Raw genomic sequence first — 16831 nt, 5'->3', positions numbered from 1 at the left:
GAGCTAACGATGAATAAAATAACTTGCCTATCAAACAACCTCAACAAATTTTTCAATGAAATGGCAAATGAGGTATCAATTGAAACAGGATTTGTAAAAAGGAAGAGAAAGCTGAGCGGTTCATCATTCATAAAAGCTATAATTTGGGGTAATATAGGAATTGAAAACTGCAGCATAGATGCAATGCGCCAATTATAGCTCTTTTCATAGAAGTCCGGATGTGATAAGATAAGGATAGACGATGATAAGGAGGTTGAGTGCCAGCAGCATATAGTTATGACTTAAGGAAAAAAGCAATGGAAGCGCTAGAGGAGGGAGGAAGCAGAGAAACAGTGGCAGCAAGATTTAAAATTGGACGAACTACTTTATGGGAGTGGCAGCAAAGAAGAAAAGAAACAGGAGACTTTCAATCAAAAAAACTTGGAAATGGAGGTTACAATCACAAAATCACCGACTGGGATGCCTTTGCTAAATTTGCCAGAGAAAACGGAGGAAAGACTCTGTCGGAAATGGCTAAACTTTGGGGCAACGTTAGTATCCAAACGATCCACCGAGCTCTCAGAAAAATTGGATTTACGCGCAAAAAAAGACATATGGATATAGCTCTTTTCATAGAAGTCCGGATGTGATAAGATAAGGATAGACGATGATAAGGAGGTTGAGTGCCAGCAGCATATAGTTATGACTTAAGGAAAAAAGCAATGGAAGCGCTAGAGGAGGGAGGAAGCAGAGAAACAGTGGCAGCAAGATTTAAAATTGGACGAACTACTTTATGGGAGTGGCAGCAAAGAAGAAAAGAAACAGGAGACTTTCAATCAAAAAAACTTGGAAATGGAGGTTACAATCACAAAATCACCGACTGGGATGCCTTTGCTAAATTTGCCAGAGAAAACGGAGGAAAGACTCTGTCGGAAATGGCTAAACTTTGGGGCAACGTTAGTATCCAAACGATCCACCGAGCTCTCAGAAAAATTGGATTTACGCGCAAAAAAAGACATATGGATACAAGGAAAGAAACGAAGAAAAACGTGCTGAATTCTTAAAAATTATAGCAACAAAAGAACCAGAAAACTTAGTTTATATAGATGAGTCTGGCATTGATAACACAGAGGACTATCCATATGGGTATTGCCAGAAAGGACAGCGGTTTTATGGCCTAAAATCTGGAAAGAAAACTCAACGAATCAGTATGGTTGCAGCCTTAAGTAGAAGAAAGATAGTTGCTCCATTAACCTTTGAAGGCCACTGTAATATGGATGTTTTTAATGGATGGTTTGAGCAATTTTTGACACCGATCTTGGAACCTGGACAGACTGTCATTCTTGACAATGCTACTTTTCATAAGTCTGGTAAGATTATCGAGCTTGCTAGAGGAGTTGGTGCAGAAATTTTGTATCTGCCGCCGTATTCTCCAGATTTCAACAAAATTGAGCATCATTGGTTTGCTATAAAAAACAGAGCTAGGAAAAACATTCCTCTATTCGAATCCTTTCGTCGTGCTGTTGATTCTGCCTTCCTATGACCTGTTCGGACTATTATGAGAAATGCTATACAAGGAAAGAAACGAAGAAAAACGTGCTGAATTCTTAGAACCTGTACATGATCTCAAGAAAGGAATAAACTAAGAGATAATATATATAAGTTAGGATATATGAGGAGTTTATACCCAAGTGATATAAGTCGGGAAAGATTTGAGATTATGTTACCAGATCTAGAGTCCTGTAGAAAAAAAACAAAACCAAGGAAACTTGATTTGTATGATGTATTTTGTGGAGTGTTATACGTTCTGAAAAGCGGTTGTCAGTGGAGAATGCTACCAAAAGAGTTTCCAAAATGGCGCAATTGTTACGACTATTTTAAGAAGTGGAGTGAAAAACCAGATGCAGATAAAGAAAGTGTTCTGGAGCTGGTGTTAAAAAAAAATAGTTGGCGTGGTCCGACAAAACAATGGTCGGAAAGAAAAAACCATCTTCTGCATAATTGATGCACAGAGTGTAAAAAATGCAGATACTGCTGAAGAAAAAGGCTATGATGCAGGCAAAAAGATTTCAGGAATAAAACGCCATATTGCAGTAGATACGCAAGGTTTGCCCCATGCAATTTATATAACAACAGCAGAGATAACTGACCGTAGCAGTGCTGTGAGAATGGTCGAAAATGCAAAAGAAAACCTCTCGGGAGTTAAAAATGTACTGGTTGATGCAGGCTATACTGGAGAGAATTTTGCAACTCAAATAAAAACGATTATTGGTGCAACCGTTGAAGTGATAAAAAGAAATGAATTACATTCCTTTGTTGTATTGCCCAAAAGATGGGTTGTGGAGCGATCTTTTGCTTGGTTAGAAAAATGTAGAAGATTGTGGAAAAATTGTGAGCGAAAACTCAATACTAGCCTACAAATGGTCGTTCTGGCTTTCACTGCCTTACTTCTGAAAAGATTATGAACAGGCTCTAAAAGATCTTTTACAGCTTGATTATTTTTATGACTTATAGCATAATGTAGTAGTGACAATGTTTCCTCTCTGCCCTGATATTTGTAAGTTATTTTTGCTAAAAGAATCGTGCTTGCGTTATAGCTGGACTTTTTGAATATTCCATTTCTGAACCTTAGAACCTGTACATGATCTCAAGAAAAGAATAAACTAAGAGATAATATATATAAGTTAGGATATATGAGGAGTTTATACCCAAGTGATATAAGTCGGGAAAGATTTGAGATTATGTTACCAGATCTAGAGTCCTGTAGAAAAAAAACAAAACCAAGGAAACTTGATTTGTATGATGTATTTTGTGGAGTGTTATACGTTCTGAAAAGCGGTTGTCAGTGGAGAATGCTACCAAAAGAGTTTCCAAAATGGCGCAATTGTTACGACTATTTTAAGAAGTGGAGTGAAAAACCAGATGCAGATAAAGAAAGTGTTCTGGAGCTGGTGTTAAAAAAAAATAGTTGGCGTGGTCCGACAAAACAATGGTCGGAAAGAAAAAACCAGCTTCTGCATAATTGATGCACAGAGTGTAAAAAATGCAGATACTGCTGAAGAAAAAGGCTATGATGCAGGCAAAAAGATTTCAGGAATAAAACGCCATATTGCAGTAGATACGCAAGGTTTGCCCCATGCAATTTATATAACAACAGCAGAGATAACTGACCGTAGCAGTGCTGTGAGAATGGTCGAAAATGCAAAAGAAAACCTCTCGGGAGTTAAAAATGTACTGGTTGATGCAGGCTATACTGGAGAGAATTTTGCAACTCAAATAAAAACGATTATTGGTGCAACCGTTGAAGTGATAAAAAGAAATGAATTACATTCCTTTGTTGTATTGCCCAAAAGATGGGTTGTGGAGCGATCTTTTGCTTGGTTAGAAAAATGTAGAAGATTGTGGAAAAATTGTGAGCGAAAACTCAATACTAGCCTACAAATGGTCGTTCTGGCTTTCACTGCCTTACTTCTGAAAAGATTATGAACAGGCTCTTACAGCAATACCTTTCCCTTCCTCTATTTCTCTTGCTAGCTTTTGAATATTTTTTCTATCTTTATTTGTTAATTCATATATGTCACATACTAATGTCAGTTTTGACGTTTTCATAGTGCTTGTTCCCCCTATTAAGATTTAGTTGTAGTAGTTGCAGTTACTCACCCCATAAATTTGGTGCTCTTTTTTAATCAAAGGTGTCTTGCTGCTTGAAATGTTTTCCTTGTAAAAATTTAGCTTATCTTTTACATCTAAACAGAATTAACACGATTTGGCTTTTTGTAGATGAGTAATTCTCTAGGGATTATCCTATTGAATTCTATGGTATTTTGTTTAACGTTGACGCATGAGTCTGAAGACTTGTATTTGGCGTACTATTGTTTAATTTTTGCACTATGTGCATACTATTTCTTTATAAAAATTTTGGGTTTTTACCCACATAAGCTGAAAAGCGCTTATAAAGCGTTTAAGACATCACCCAACGTCAAATTTTAAAATAAAGAGTGGAATAACTAGCTACTCCGGGGATTCTTTGTCTTTTTTTTCTGCTGGTAAATTTCTTAAATATTTATAGCTTAAGTTAGTTGCACTTAAAAGCAGCTAAATTGCAGTGTTTAAGACTAAAAAGCGCCGATACTGAAAATAGACAATGACTAGGGCTTCGTGTGCCTTTTTTTTCATTTGGTAAATTTCTTAAATATTTATGGCTAAAGCAATTTAAGAGACCGAAAATGGTGTCATTCCAGTGCTCCTTTTTTTGTCATCCAAGTAGCTGACACTGGGATCTAGCCTTTATTATGTAGCCACTTGGTTGAAATTAAGTTTCCTGGATCCCAGTGTCTGGGCACTGGGATGACAGGGGGGAAGGCACTGGAATGACACTATCATAAGGTGAATCTGGATCCCAGTGTCAGCTACTTTCATGACATCATAGAGGCACTGGGATGACAGGGGAGGGAGGCACTGGAATGACACTATCATAAGGTGAATCTGGATCCCAGTGTCAGCTACTTTCATGACATCATAGGGACACTGGGATGACATCATAGGGACACTGGCTGACAACCGTCATCCCGCTACTTGTTAGCGGGATCTAGAGATACCGCGGCGGTATGACGTAGGACTGCTGTCATTCCAGTGCTCCTATGATGTCATCCAAGTAGCTGACACTGGGATGACATCATAGGGGCGCTGGCCTGACAACCCGTCATCCCGCTACGTGTTAGTGGCTGAGATACTGCGGCGGTATGACGTAGGACTGCTGTCATCCCGTTACGTGTTAGCGGGATCTATTATGAAATACTGCAGCGGCATAGCTATAGAAAACTTGTATAGATTTTTTCTACTTCTGTGATATCATAAGCCTGTAATGATAAAATAAGTAAATATGGATAAGTCAGCGTATGAGATCATAGAACATGAGTATGATGTGGTAGTAGTAGGTGCAGGTGGAGCAGGGCTCAGAGCAACGCTTGGGATGGCTGCAACTAATTTTTCAGTTGCCTGCATTTCTAAAATTTTCCCTACACGAAGTCATACAGTTGCAGCACAAGGCGGAATTAGTGCAGCTTTAGGTAATATCGGTGAAGACGATTGGCGCTGGCATGCATATGACACAATAAAAGGTTCAGACTGGCTTGGTGATCAAGATGCAATAGAATATATGTGTAAAAACGCTGCTAAGGCTGTTATTGAACTTGAAAATTTTGGCGTACCTTTTTCTCGTACAGAAGATGGCAAAATATACCAGCGTTCCTTTGGTGGAATGACAACTCACTTTGGTAAAGGAAAATCAGCTCAACGCACTTGTGCGGCGGCAGATAAAACTGGGCACGCAATCCTTCACACTCTATATCAGCAGTGTCTTAAATTCAACGCTGAATTTTTTGTTGAATACTTTGTGATTGATTTAATTATGGATAGCGAAACATGCTGCGGAGTTCTTGCTTGGTCGCTATGCGACGGTACATTACATAAATTTCGCGCGCATAGGGTGGTGCTAGCAACAGGTGGATATGGACGTGTTTATTTCTCTGCAACAAGTGCGCATACCTGCACAGGTGATGGTAACGGCATGGTAGTAAGGGCTGGATTACCACTTGAAGATATGGAATTTGTACAATTTCATCCAACAGGAATATATGGCTCAGGGTGCTTGATGACAGAAGGGTGCCGTGGCGAAGGGGGATATCTCGTTAATTCTCAGGGCGAAAAGTTTATGGAACGTTATGCACCAAAAGCAAAAGATTTAGCTTCCCGTGATGTGGTAAGTCGTGCAATAACAATTGAAATTAGAGAGGGAAGAGGAGTTGGACCGAAAAAAGATCACATGTATTTAACTATAGCGCATCTTGATCCGGAAGTAATAAAACTCAGATTGCCGGGCATTAGCGAAACCGCAAGAACTTTTGCTGGAGTCGATGTCACTAAAGATCCAATACCTGTCATTCCGACTGTTCACTATAACATGGGTGGCATTCCAACCAATTATTATGGAGAAGTGATCACGCTGAAGCAAGGTAAGGAAGAAGTGGTGGATGGACTATTTGCAATTGGAGAAGCTGCGTGTGTCTCTGTGCACGGTGCAAATCGACTTGGCTCTAACTCGCTTCTTGATCTTGTGGTTTTTGGTAGAGCTGCAGCGCTCAGAGCAAAAGAGAAGCTAAAATCCGGTACACCACATAAAAAATTGCATTCAGACTGCACAGACTGGATAGTAGATAGATTCAATAAAATGCGATTTGCTTCCGGGAAGCTCAAAGTAGCAAAAATACGCAGCGAAATGCAGAACACTATGCAAAAGTACGCATCAGTGTTCCGTGTTGCTGAAGTTTTAGAAGAAGGCAAAAAAGCTATAAAAAAGGTAGCAAAAATGATGCCTGATATTTCACTTGAGGATCGCAGTATGATGTGGAACAGTGATTTAGTTGAAGCACTAGAGCTTGCTAACATGATCCCACAAGCGGTTATTACCATGGAATGCGCAGCCAATCGAAAGGAGAGCAGAGGTGCCCATGCTCGTGAAGACTTTCCTGAACGTGATGACAAAAACTGGATGAAGCACACTATAGCGTGGCTTGAAGAAAAGAAAGGGCAAATTAACGTAAAAATTGATTATAAAAAAGTTGCTGAAAAAACTCTGAGCGGTGAGATTGATTTCATAGCGCCAGAGAAGAGGGTTTATTAGTCAGTCCATCTAGCTTATTTATGAATTGACGTAGTATTGATATATCGCTCATTTTGGTAGCTGGATTTTCTGCACATTCTGATTGATTTGATGATTTTTGCACCTCTTGCTCTTCTAAATCGTTGGACTTATTTTCTATATCTTTAACAGAGTTATTGCATTGTGTATCATTTTTTGGTGCGTTATCTTGAAGTGTAAGTTGCTTTTCTTCAGTAAACTTTCCTTTAATTTTTCCAAATCCTTCATAAATATTTTCTAAATTCAAGTAAATAAGATAACAAACTCCAATAACTGCTATAATAGATGAGGCAGTTGCAATTGTAATAATTCCTTGAGAAGCACTGAATATTGCTGCACAGGCTAAAGCAGCAAATACAAGCGTTGTCACTGCTTTACAAGCAACATTATTGATGTACTTCACAATATCGCGTGCTTTTAACTTCCTGCCAAAATTGCACTTCAGTTCAGTTCTCATATCATCTGGAATAAGCGCTCTACCCGTTGGTTTCTCTATTCCTTTTATAGTTTTATAATACTCTTTGCTCCATAATCTTTCGGGTAGTATTAACTGCTTTGGATCAACACCATTTTGCAATAATTTTACACAGAACTTGATCGTGTTATCACGGCTCTTAGGATTGACCAAATTATGTTTATCTTTTGTCGTCTTAGTAATTAACGCTACTTGTAGTGGTGTTCGTTCTTTTTCGTTAGTGGCGTTTGCAGCTTTACTAAATTTCTCTTTTTCCACCGAATTTAAAATCAACTCTAAACATGTAACTTTTTGTTCTCCTTTGAATGAAGCAATATAGTGCAGAGCATTTTTTTCATCTTTATCTTGCACAGTAATATCTGCACCATTTTGTAGAAATAACTCTAAGGCTTTATACCTCTTTGTTTTTTCAAATTTTCTATCTGTACATGATCGATCCTCATTCTTTTCTTTTATATGTTGAAGCAGCTGATGAAGAGGTGTTTGTTCTTCCTTGTTAGTAGTATTTACAGCATTACTAAATCCATCTTTATCTGAAATCAATTCCAAACATGCAACTTTTTGTTCTCCTTTGAATGAAGCAATATAGTGCAGAGCATTTTTTTCATCTTTATCTTGCACAGTAATATCTGCACCGTTTTTTAGCAATAGTTCTAGGGTTTCATACCTTTTAGTTTTTTCAAATTTCTTAAGTGATCGGTTCTCACTCTTCTCTTGTATGCGCTGGAGTACCTGATGGAGCGGTGTTTGCCCTTCTTTTTTATCATTTACAGCTTTTATAAATTGTTCTTTTTGGCCTGCTTCTAGCAATATATTGAGAAGTTCAAGTTTTTGTTTTGTTTCAGGTTTAACAATCAAGTGTAAAGCATTGTTACCATCTGTGTCTTTAAGGCTAATATCCGCCCCTTTTTCCAATAGTTCTTTAAAAAGTTTTTTATCACTATTTTTAATTACTGGATGTAATAGATAATTATCATTACTATCTGGAGTATTTATGGTATGTGGTATAATTTCTTTAATTTTTGCTTCTGTATTGATTCTTATTTCTGGCTTTAATTTAGATTTCTTTCCTTGCTCTGCTAATTTTTCTAAGAAATTACGATAGTATGTCTTTTGCTCTTCTTTTAAGTCTTGTAATTTTTTTGTAGATAATCCTAAATTATCAGAGCTGGCCCCATGCTCTAACAATTTTGTAAGAAACTTAAGTGTGTTATCGTTACTTCGAATTGTATGAGACTCATGTTTTTCTTTTGTTATCTTGTCAATTAGTGCCACCTGAAGAGGAGTTTTTTCGTCCTGATTTTCACTATTAATGAGTTGTGCTAAATCTTCCTCGGTGACCGTTTTTATTAGGGTACCTAGAAACTTGCATTTCTGTTTCTTTTCCAACGATACGATAAGGTGTAAAATATTGTTGTCTTTTTCACCTTTCACACTATTAATATCCGTACGATCTTTTAGATATTTTCTAAATTTCCTGTTATTTCCATTTTTGATCGCTTTTAGTAATAGAGCATTGCTATTTGTTATTTCGTTGCTTATTTCTACTTTATGATCATCTTCAACATCGCTACCGTAGCCACTTTCTGCTTCACTATCTTCACTATTCCTACGATCATTTTGGTTGTGGGTAATACTATTAGAACAATATTTGCTATTATCAGTAATTTCTGAAATTACTTGCTTTACTCGTTCTTTTGTTTCATTTGATATTTTTTTCGATCGTTCTATTGCTTTATCTAGCACTGGAAGGAAGCATTGGACATAATACCTATAATATTTTTCTTGTTCTCTAAATGATTCTTCTAATTTAGTTAATACTTCAGAGCTAGCACCTTCCTCAAATAACCTTTTGCACTTCTTGAGGGTTTCATCTTGACCTCTTGGTTTTTCACGCTTGTGTTCTTCTTTTTTTACCTTTCTCTCTATAGTGCAGTGCAATTGCTCGTCTTTTCTATCCTGCTCTCGCTCTTGCTTTTTATTTTTATCTATGCATTTATCTAATTTTTTTGCATTAGTAGCTAGTGCGTTTAGATCTATACCCATACTAAAACCTCAATATTAAAAGCTATTTAAGTTGTCAGCTAAGATTCAATTTTTTTAATTAAGTCAAACGTTGTATATAGCTAACAAAGACCGCTTCTGTCATCCTATGGCTTGACCATAGGATCCAGTCTAAAAAATCTGGATTCCAGCGTCACGCGCTGGAATGACAACTTAAGATATCGCCTATAATTAACCATAAACATATTTCGGTAAACCTAAGTTACTTTTAGCTATATGTAGTTGAAATACAGATAGAAAGGCAGGTAAGAAGGCAGAAAATTAATTTCTGTAAGAAAGTTTGCCGTCATAGTTAAACCTCACTTGAACAGTTGTCTACTATTTTAACCATTTAATCTTAAAAAATAATAAATATAGCTAAACTGCAAAACGTGCTACTGGCTAAAATAGGATAAGAGCCTGTTCATAATCTTTTCAGAAGTAAGGCAGTGAAAGCCAGAACGACCATTTGTAGGCTAGTATTGAGTTTTCGCTCACAATTTTTCCACAATCTTCTACATTTTTCTAACCAAGCAAAAGATCGCTCCACAACCCATCTTTTGGGCAATACAACAAAGGAATGTAATTCATTTCTTTTTATCACTTCAACGGTTGCACCAATAATCGTTTTTATTTGAGTTGCAAAATTCTCTCCAGTATAGCCTGCATCAACCAGTACATTTTTAACTCCCGAGAGGTTTTCTTTTGCATTTTCGACCATTCTCACAGCACTGCTACGGTCAGTTATCTCTGCTGTTGTTATATAAATTGCATGGGGCAAACCTTGCGTATCTACTGCAATATGGCGTTTTATTCCTGAAATATTTTTGCCTGCATCATAGCCTTTTTCTCCAGCAGTATCTGCATTTTTTACACTCTGTGCATCAATTATGCAGAAGCTGGTTTTTTCTTTCCGACCATTGTTTTGTCGGACCACGCCAACTATTTTTTTTTAACACCAGCTCCAGAACACTTTCTTTATCTGCATCTGGTTTTTCACTCCACTTCTTAAAATAGTCGTAACAATTGCGCCATTTTGGAAACTCTTTTGGTAGCATTCTCCACTGACAACCGCTTTTCAGAACGTATAACACTCCACAAAATACATCATACAAATCAAGTTTCCTTGGTTTTGTTTTTTTTCTACAGGACTCTAGATCTGGTAACATAATCTCAAATCTTTCCCGACTTATATCACTTGGGTATAAACTCCTCATATATCCTAACTTATATATATTATCTCTTAGTTTATTCCTTTCTTGAGATCATGTACAGGTTCTAAGAGCCTGTTCATAATCTTTTCAGAAGTAAGGCAGTGAAAGCCAGAACGACCATTTATAGGCTAGTATTGAGTTTTCGCTCACAATTTTTCCACAATCTTCTACATTTTTCTAACCAAGCAAAAGATCGCTCCACAACCCATCTTTTGGGCAATACAACAAAGGAATGTAATTCATTTCTTTTTATCACTTTAACGGTTGCACCAATAATCGTTTTTATTTGAGTTGCAAAATTCTCTCCAGTATAGCCTGCATCAACCAGTACATTTTTAACTCCCGAGAGGTTTTCTTTTGCATTTTCGACCATTCTCACAGCACTGCTACGGTCAGTTATCTCTGCTGTTGTTATATAAATTGCATGGGGCAAACCTTGCGTATCTACTGCAATATGGCGTTTTATTCCTGAAATCTTTTTGCCTGCATCATAGCCTTTTTCTTCAGCAGTATCTGCATTTTTTACACTCTGTGCATCAATTATGCAGAAGCTGGTTTTTTCTTTCCGACCATTGTTTTGTCGGACCACGCCAACTATTTTTTTTTAACACCAGCTCCAGAACACTTTCTTTATCTGCATCTGGTTTTTCACTCCACTTCTTAAAATAGTCGTAACAATTGCGCCATTTTGGAAACTCTTTTGGTAGCATTCTCCACTGACAACCGCTTTTCAGAACGTATAACACTCCACAAAATACATCATACAAATCAAGTTTCCTTGGTTTTGTTTTTTTTCTACAGGACTCTAGATCTGGTAACATAATCTCAAATCTTTCCCGACTTATATCACTTGGGTATAAACTCCTCATATATCCTAACTTATATATATTATCTCTTAGTTTATTCCTTTCTTGAGATCATGTACAGGTTCTAAGAAACTATAGCTGCAGATTAATGTGTATCTGTTCAGATGCATGGCTAATGCTGAAACAAAAATTCCAGTGCTCCCTTTCTTGTCATGCCAGTGCTTGACACTGGGATCCAGATTGGGCACTAAGTTGGTAAACACGAAAGCGCTTTACAACGTTTTTGATGGAACTGTGCAAAAGGACTGGATGCCAGTGTCACGCACTGGCATGACACCCATTTGTTCCTATAGTTGTCTTTTCTCGTCTACCTTATTTTGCCACTCTGCTGAACAGATACATTAATGTTTTTATCAGTCTTCCAGGCTTGGTTTTTCTTCTGATTTTTTAAGCCTTTCTTTATTTAGTATGGAGCTTATCTCTTCTACACTTTTATCAATATCATCATTGATTATTACATAATCATATTTATCACGTTTGCTTATCTCTTTTTGAGCTTCGGCTAATCTGCGCTCTATTTCGCTTGCGTCATCACTATTACGCTTTTGCAAACGCAACCTAAGCTCTTCCATTGAAGGGGGAAGTATAAAAACACTCACAACTTTTTTTCTCATGAGCTTGAATAAGTGAAATGCTCCTTGCCAGTCTATGCTTAGTAAAACGCTTATTCCACTGCTTAAGTTTTGCTCTATAAAATCTCTTGGTATACCATAAAAATTCTCAAAAACTTTGGCGTATTCAAGCATCTGACCAGCTTCGCATAACTCGTGAAATTTTTCTTCGGTAACGAAAAAATAGTCTTTTCCATTTATTTCGCCGGGGCGAGGCTTGCGCGTAGTCATAGAAACAGACCTAACTAAATTACTTGATTGCTCAAGTAATTTTGCTGATATGGTAGTTTTTCCAGCTCCAGAAGGGGAGGATAGAACCAATAATACGCCCTCATTTTTTACGGTCATTTTTCTTTGCATTTTTTAACATGGCGCTTTTTGGATCAGAGTTTAAGAAGCTAGAACCTTCTAAATTAGAATTTGATAAGTTGGTGCCAATAAGAGAAGAGTTATCAAAGACGGCATAGCGTAAATCGGTCTTTTCAAGATTTGCCTTATTCAAATTAACGTTTACAAACTTTGCTCTACTCAATGTTGAATTAGAAAAATCGGCATTTTCTAAATTCATATCCTTAAATTCAAAGTAAGAATAATTTACATTAAATTTTTCACCCTGTGATATTTTCTCTTGCAAATTTTCAATTGAAGTTATAGCATTTCCTGAACCTGTGAGTTTCTCCTGCCCTTGATTGTCAATCAAAATTGAATTATCAAATTTGCAACCTGTTAAGTGAACATCAGCAACTGAACTTTTATATATGCTTGAAGAGTGAAAAGACATATCACTCATTGTTGAATTGCTCAAATTGCTAAGAAAAAAGCTAGTTTTCCTAAAGGCATTAGCGTAAAGCAAAGAAGATCTGAAATCGCTTTCAATAAAGTTTAAATTAGTTACTTTTAAATTGGACCAACTCGAATTATCAGCTAATAAATTAAAGAATGTTGAATTTTCTATTTCACTGGAATCAATATTATGGTGAGAAAGCGTACTGTTATAAACTTGAGAGTCTTGGATTTTTATCTTATACATTGAAGTTGTAGAAAGGTCTGAGTCTTCTATCTTCGCAGAGGTGAATAGTGAATGGTCAAAAAATGAGCCATTCATATTAGAATTCGCAACTTTAGTATTATGAAACTTTCCGTGACGAATGTCAGCATTAGAGACATTAACTTGATGCAGTTCACTAAAACTAAAATCAATATTGGATAAATCAGCATCCTGAAGATTTGCTTCAGAAACATATGTATGCTTTATCTTGGAACCATTTAGTATAGATTGAACAAAACTTGAATTATCGTCATTCACATAGGAAATTTGTGTGTTGCTTAAATTAGTTTCGTCGAAGTTACTGTTAATTATGATAGAAGAATTAAGGTAGGCATCGGAAAGATTGCTACCTGTAAAGTCTGATTCTTTTAACTCTGCACCATATATGTTAGCATTTTTTAATGAAGAAAATTGTATCTTTAATTTATATGCATCCACTCCAAAGAAACTTGCATTATCAAGGTTGTTTTTCTGCATAACGGTATCGTTTATTTCACTATCACTAAAATTTACGTGGCCAACATTCGAGTTTGATAAGTTGGAGAGATTCATTTTCACATTCGAGAAATTAGTATGCAAACCAATTACGTTGTGCATACTCACTTTTTTGAGATCGGAACTGATAAAATCAGCATAACTAACATTAGACTGATCAAATGCGATATCTGTTAAGTTTGCAGAAACAAATTTTGTAAAACTCAAATTTGTACCTTTTATTTTAATGCCATGTAAATTAGCATTGGAGAAATTAGCACCACGTAAATCAACATTAATAAAAGACACGTCGGATAAATCGGTGTTAGAAAAATCGGCACCAATCAGACTCACTCCATCAAAAACAGATTTACTTAGGTACAGTTGGCTAAAATTAGCTCCATTTAAGTTAGAACCAAAACCTTTCTTAAAACCTTCTGGCACGCCCTCTTTGTGGCACTGCACCAAAAATTCAGCAAAGTCTTTTTTACTGTAAGATACGTATTTTGCATCATGCAGAGCGTTTAAAAAATCACTAATCTGATTTTTTTCATCATTTGTTTCGTTTCCATAACATAAATGACCAACTAAAATTAATATCAAAAATCTAATCATCTTGCTTATCGCACTGTATTTCTTTCGTTTTCACAGCCCAATCGTACATTGCTGAGCTTTCTTTATTGTCTATTTTTCTATCTTCCAAAAGATGTGGCATCATTTCGGCAATCGCATTTATTATATTGACCTGCTTTTTTTCGATTGCTATATCAATTGGGGATTGAAAATTATTATTAACTACTCTAAGATCAGCACCTTGTAATAAGAGAAAGCGCACTATGTTTACCTCACTTTGTTTAACTGAATAAATGAGAGGAGTATCACCCAATTTATTTCTAAACCTTAGTATCTCTTGAGTTGTTAATCCAATTTTTTCTAGCTTACTTATTATTCCTCTTAAGCAAGGTAAGTTATTTTTCTTAATACAGTAAAAAAATTGCTTACTGTAATCATCAATAAATACAGTTGTAGGAAGATGCTCATTAAGGCTATCATATTGTCGTTTATATATTGACTTGCTTTGTATATCTTTATGACCCCATTCTTTTATTGGTTCTCTGTTTAACTTTGTCCATTTTTGTAAATTTTTCTTTTCACTTTGCTCTTCTTCATCTTTTTTAGTTATAGGTTTTACTCTATTGCGGTCCTTAGAATTATTGTTTGTTTCTTTCACTTTTTTTTCTTCAGACTGACTTCCTACTTCTTCTTTTTTTTCTTCTAATAATTGACTCGCATCACTTTTTGAAAGTTCATTATCTTTTATATCAATCTTCTGATCAGCTTGTAGATTTTTTTGCGGGTTAGCTGTGTTCTCATTTAAATCAGCACTTAAAGGCAAAGGCTCTGGTTTCAAATCTTTATTCACTTCTTTATTGGCCACATTTGGTAAATTTTGAGCAAATTTGTCTGTGCTTCCTTCTAGCTGATCATTTGGCAAATCTTTATCAATCCTTTCACCTTCACTTATAGTTTTTTCAACCACGGAAGCTTTATTTTCGTTGTGTTGCAGCTTCTCTTTATCGGTAGTGCCGTCTAATCTTTTGCTCTCAGCCTCTTGTGTTTGTTTAGCATCGACGTTGCTTTTCAACTCATCTTTTTGATTTGTGCTATCTTGCTTCCTTACACCTACATTTTCGTTTTTACGAACTGATTCAATTTTCTTTTCTTCAAGCTGCTCTACGGCAAACAGGATGGGTGATCCAAATACGACAACTAATAGTATGAAATATAAAATATTTTTCATAAATGTTCAAAACATAGGCTTAATTAAAATGATACTATAATCAAATGATTAATCTACAGTAAAAAATGCCTTAGGATTTAATTTATAAAAAAACAATAGATTTTTTGTATCTGTTCAGGGACACGGCTAATGCGCAAATATTGAAGCAAAGTGGTCAGTGCTTACTGTACGAACATTGTGAGTTGAGAGCAATCTCCGCTAGGGAGGATGTCATCCCAGTGCTCCTTTCTCGTCATCCCAGTGCCCAGACACTGGGATCCAGAAAAAAGAATGGTGTCATGCAAGTAGCCTCCTTCTCCTGTCATCCCAGTGCCCAGACTACTTGGATCCAGAAAAGTTTGCTTGTAAGCAAGCAAACTAGCATAGAAAGTGGTTACAACATTTTCGATGAGATTATATGGAAAACTGGATCCCAGTGTCTGGGCACTGGGATGACAAAGGAGGACGTTATTCCAGTGCCAAGCACTGACCATTTGCTGTGCAATTTATAGCATTTCTCATAATAGTCCGAACAGGTCATAGGAAGGCAGAATCAACAGCACGACGAAAGGATTCGAATAGAGGAATGTTTTTCCTAGCTCTGTTTTTTATAGCAAACCAATGATGCTCAATTTTGTTGAAATCTGGAGAATACGGCGGCAGATACAAAATTTCTGCACCAACTCCTCTAGCAAGCTCGATAATCTTACCAGACTTATGAAAAGTAGCATTGTCAAGAATGACAGTCTGTCCAGGTTCCAAGATCGGTGTCAAAAATTGCTCAAACCATCCATTAAAAACATCCATATTACAGTGGCCTTCAAAGGTTAATGGAGCAACTATCTTTCTTCTACTTAAGGCTGCAACCATACTGATTCGTTGAGTTTTCTTCCCAGATTTTAGGCCATAAAACCGCTGTCCTTTCTGGCAATACCCATATGGATAGTCCTCTGTGTTATCAATGCCAGACTCATCTATATAAACTAAGTTTTCTGGTTCTTTTGTTGCTATAATTTTTAAGAATTCAGCACGTTTTTCTTCGTTTCTTTCCTTGTATCCATATGTCTTTTTTTGCGCGTAAATCCAATTTTTCTGAGAGCTCGGTGGATCGTTTGGATACTAACGTTGCCCCAAAGTTTAGCCATTTCCGACAGAGTCTTTCCTCCGTTTTCTCTGGCAAATTTAGCAAAGGCATCCCAGTCGGTAATTTTGTGATTGTAACCTCCATTTCCAAGTTTTTTTGATTGAAAGTCTCCTGTTTCTTTTCTTCTTTGCTGCCACTCCCATAAAGTAGTTCGTCCAATTTTAAATCTTGCTGCCACTGTTTCTCTGCTTCCTCCCTCCTCTAGCGCTTCCATTGCTTTTTTCCTTAAGTCATAACTATATGCTGCTGGCACTCAACCTCCTTATCATCGTCTATCCTTATCTTATCACATCCGGACTTCTATGAAAAGAGCTATACCTTCAAAAATGAATGTTCGTACAGCTATGGAATGAATCGCGGTATGACGTAGGACTGCTGTCATTCCAGTCTTGAATCTAGTCTTTACTGGGGAGAAGAAACTCTCCTTCTACAGTATATCCGTTTAGGGGAGGTATCTGTTCAGATGCATGGCTAATGTACAAATATTGAAACAAAAA

11 protein-coding genes and 2 pseudogenes are annotated in these 16831 nt (G+C 36.6%); 6 read left to right on the top strand and 7 right to left on the bottom strand.

Going from position 1 to position 16831, the window contains the following annotated elements:
• Positions 1 to 9: 9 nt before the first annotated feature.
• The 6 genes and pseudogenes from ABWU71_RS05575 to sdhA all read left to right on the top strand — a co-directional run.
• Positions 10 to 195: pseudogene (locus ABWU71_RS05575) on the top strand (IS4 family transposase); the annotation flags it as partial.
• Positions 196 to 257: 62 nt separating this feature from the next.
• A pseudogene (locus ABWU71_RS05570) lies at positions 258 to 590 on the top strand (IS630 transposase-related protein); the annotation flags it as partial.
• A 72-nt stretch (positions 591 to 662) separates the two neighbouring features.
• Positions 663 to 1522, top strand: a protein-coding gene (locus ABWU71_RS05565; RefSeq protein WP_353284076.1) for an IS630 family transposase whose coding sequence is annotated in 2 segments (ribosomal slippage) — positions 663 to 987 and positions 987 to 1522 — 861 coding nt in all. Because the reading frame shifts where the segments join, the coding sequence is not laid out codon by codon here.
• A gap of 129 nt (positions 1523 to 1651) precedes the next feature.
• Positions 1652 to 2444 (top strand): IS5 family transposase gene (locus tag ABWU71_RS05560; RefSeq protein ID WP_353284248.1). Its coding sequence is split into 2 segments (ribosomal slippage): positions 1652 to 1915 and positions 1917 to 2444, totalling 792 coding nucleotides; the frame shifts between segments, so codons are not numbered across the junction.
• Between the two features lie 228 nt (positions 2445 to 2672).
• Positions 2673 to 3465, top strand: a protein-coding gene (locus ABWU71_RS05555; RefSeq protein WP_265023453.1) for an IS5 family transposase whose coding sequence is annotated in 2 segments (ribosomal slippage) — positions 2673 to 2936 and positions 2938 to 3465 — 792 coding nt in all. Because the reading frame shifts where the segments join, the coding sequence is not laid out codon by codon here.
• Between the two features lie 1396 nt (positions 3466 to 4861).
• A complete protein-coding gene (sdhA, locus tag ABWU71_RS05545) occupies positions 4862 to 6661 on the top strand; it encodes a succinate dehydrogenase flavoprotein subunit (protein ID WP_353284247.1) in 1800 nt (599 codons plus the stop codon).
• Here the strand turns inward: sdhA and ABWU71_RS05540 are convergent.
• From ABWU71_RS05540 to ABWU71_RS05505, 7 genes are all read right to left on the bottom strand, one after another.
• Entirely contained in the window at positions 6633 to 9200 is a 2568-nt protein-coding gene (locus ABWU71_RS05540; RefSeq protein WP_353284246.1) for an ankyrin repeat domain-containing protein, read from the bottom strand. The two genes, sdhA and ABWU71_RS05540, sit on opposite strands and share 29 nt — an antisense overlap.
• 421 nt (positions 9201 to 9621) lie before the next feature.
• Positions 9622 to 10414, bottom strand: a protein-coding gene (locus ABWU71_RS05535; RefSeq protein WP_353284245.1) for an IS5 family transposase whose coding sequence is annotated in 2 segments (ribosomal slippage) — positions 9622 to 10149 and positions 10151 to 10414 — 792 coding nt in all. Because the reading frame shifts where the segments join, the coding sequence is not laid out codon by codon here.
• Between the two features lie 118 nt (positions 10415 to 10532).
• Positions 10533 to 11280 (bottom strand): IS5 family transposase gene (locus ABWU71_RS05530; protein ID WP_353284244.1). Its coding sequence is split into 2 segments (ribosomal slippage): positions 10533 to 11015 and positions 11017 to 11280, totalling 747 coding nucleotides; the frame shifts between segments, so codons are not numbered across the junction.
• 350 nt (positions 11281 to 11630) lie between these two features.
• Positions 11631 to 12236 (bottom strand): guanylate kinase, encoded by a 606-nt coding sequence (gmk, locus tag ABWU71_RS05520; protein WP_353284243.1) that lies wholly within the window; start codon positions 12234 to 12236, stop codon positions 11631 to 11633.
• A complete protein-coding gene (locus ABWU71_RS05515; protein ID WP_353284242.1) occupies positions 12220 to 14025 on the bottom strand; it encodes a pentapeptide repeat-containing protein in 1806 nt (601 codons plus the stop codon). The genes gmk and ABWU71_RS05515 overlap by 17 nt, the downstream gene beginning before the upstream one ends.
• Entirely contained in the window at positions 14018 to 15211 is a 1194-nt protein-coding gene (locus ABWU71_RS05510; RefSeq protein ID WP_353284241.1) for an ankyrin repeat domain-containing protein, read from the bottom strand. Before ABWU71_RS05510 ends, ABWU71_RS05515 begins: the two co-directional genes overlap by 8 nt.
• Before the next feature lie 516 nt (positions 15212 to 15727).
• A protein-coding gene (locus tag ABWU71_RS05505; RefSeq protein ID WP_353284076.1) for an IS630 family transposase occupies positions 15728 to 16587 on the bottom strand; the annotation gives its coding sequence in 2 pieces (ribosomal slippage) (positions 15728 to 16263 and positions 16263 to 16587; 861 coding nt in all).
• Between the last annotated feature and the right edge of the window lie 244 nt (positions 16588 to 16831).

The organism is Wolbachia endosymbiont (group A) of Lasioglossum fulvicorne, from assembly GCF_964028605.1.
Taxonomy (GTDB): Bacteria; Pseudomonadota; Alphaproteobacteria; order Rickettsiales; family Anaplasmataceae; genus Wolbachia.
Note: the sequence above shows the minus strand (reverse complement) of the source record. Positions and strands in the feature narration are given on the sequence as shown.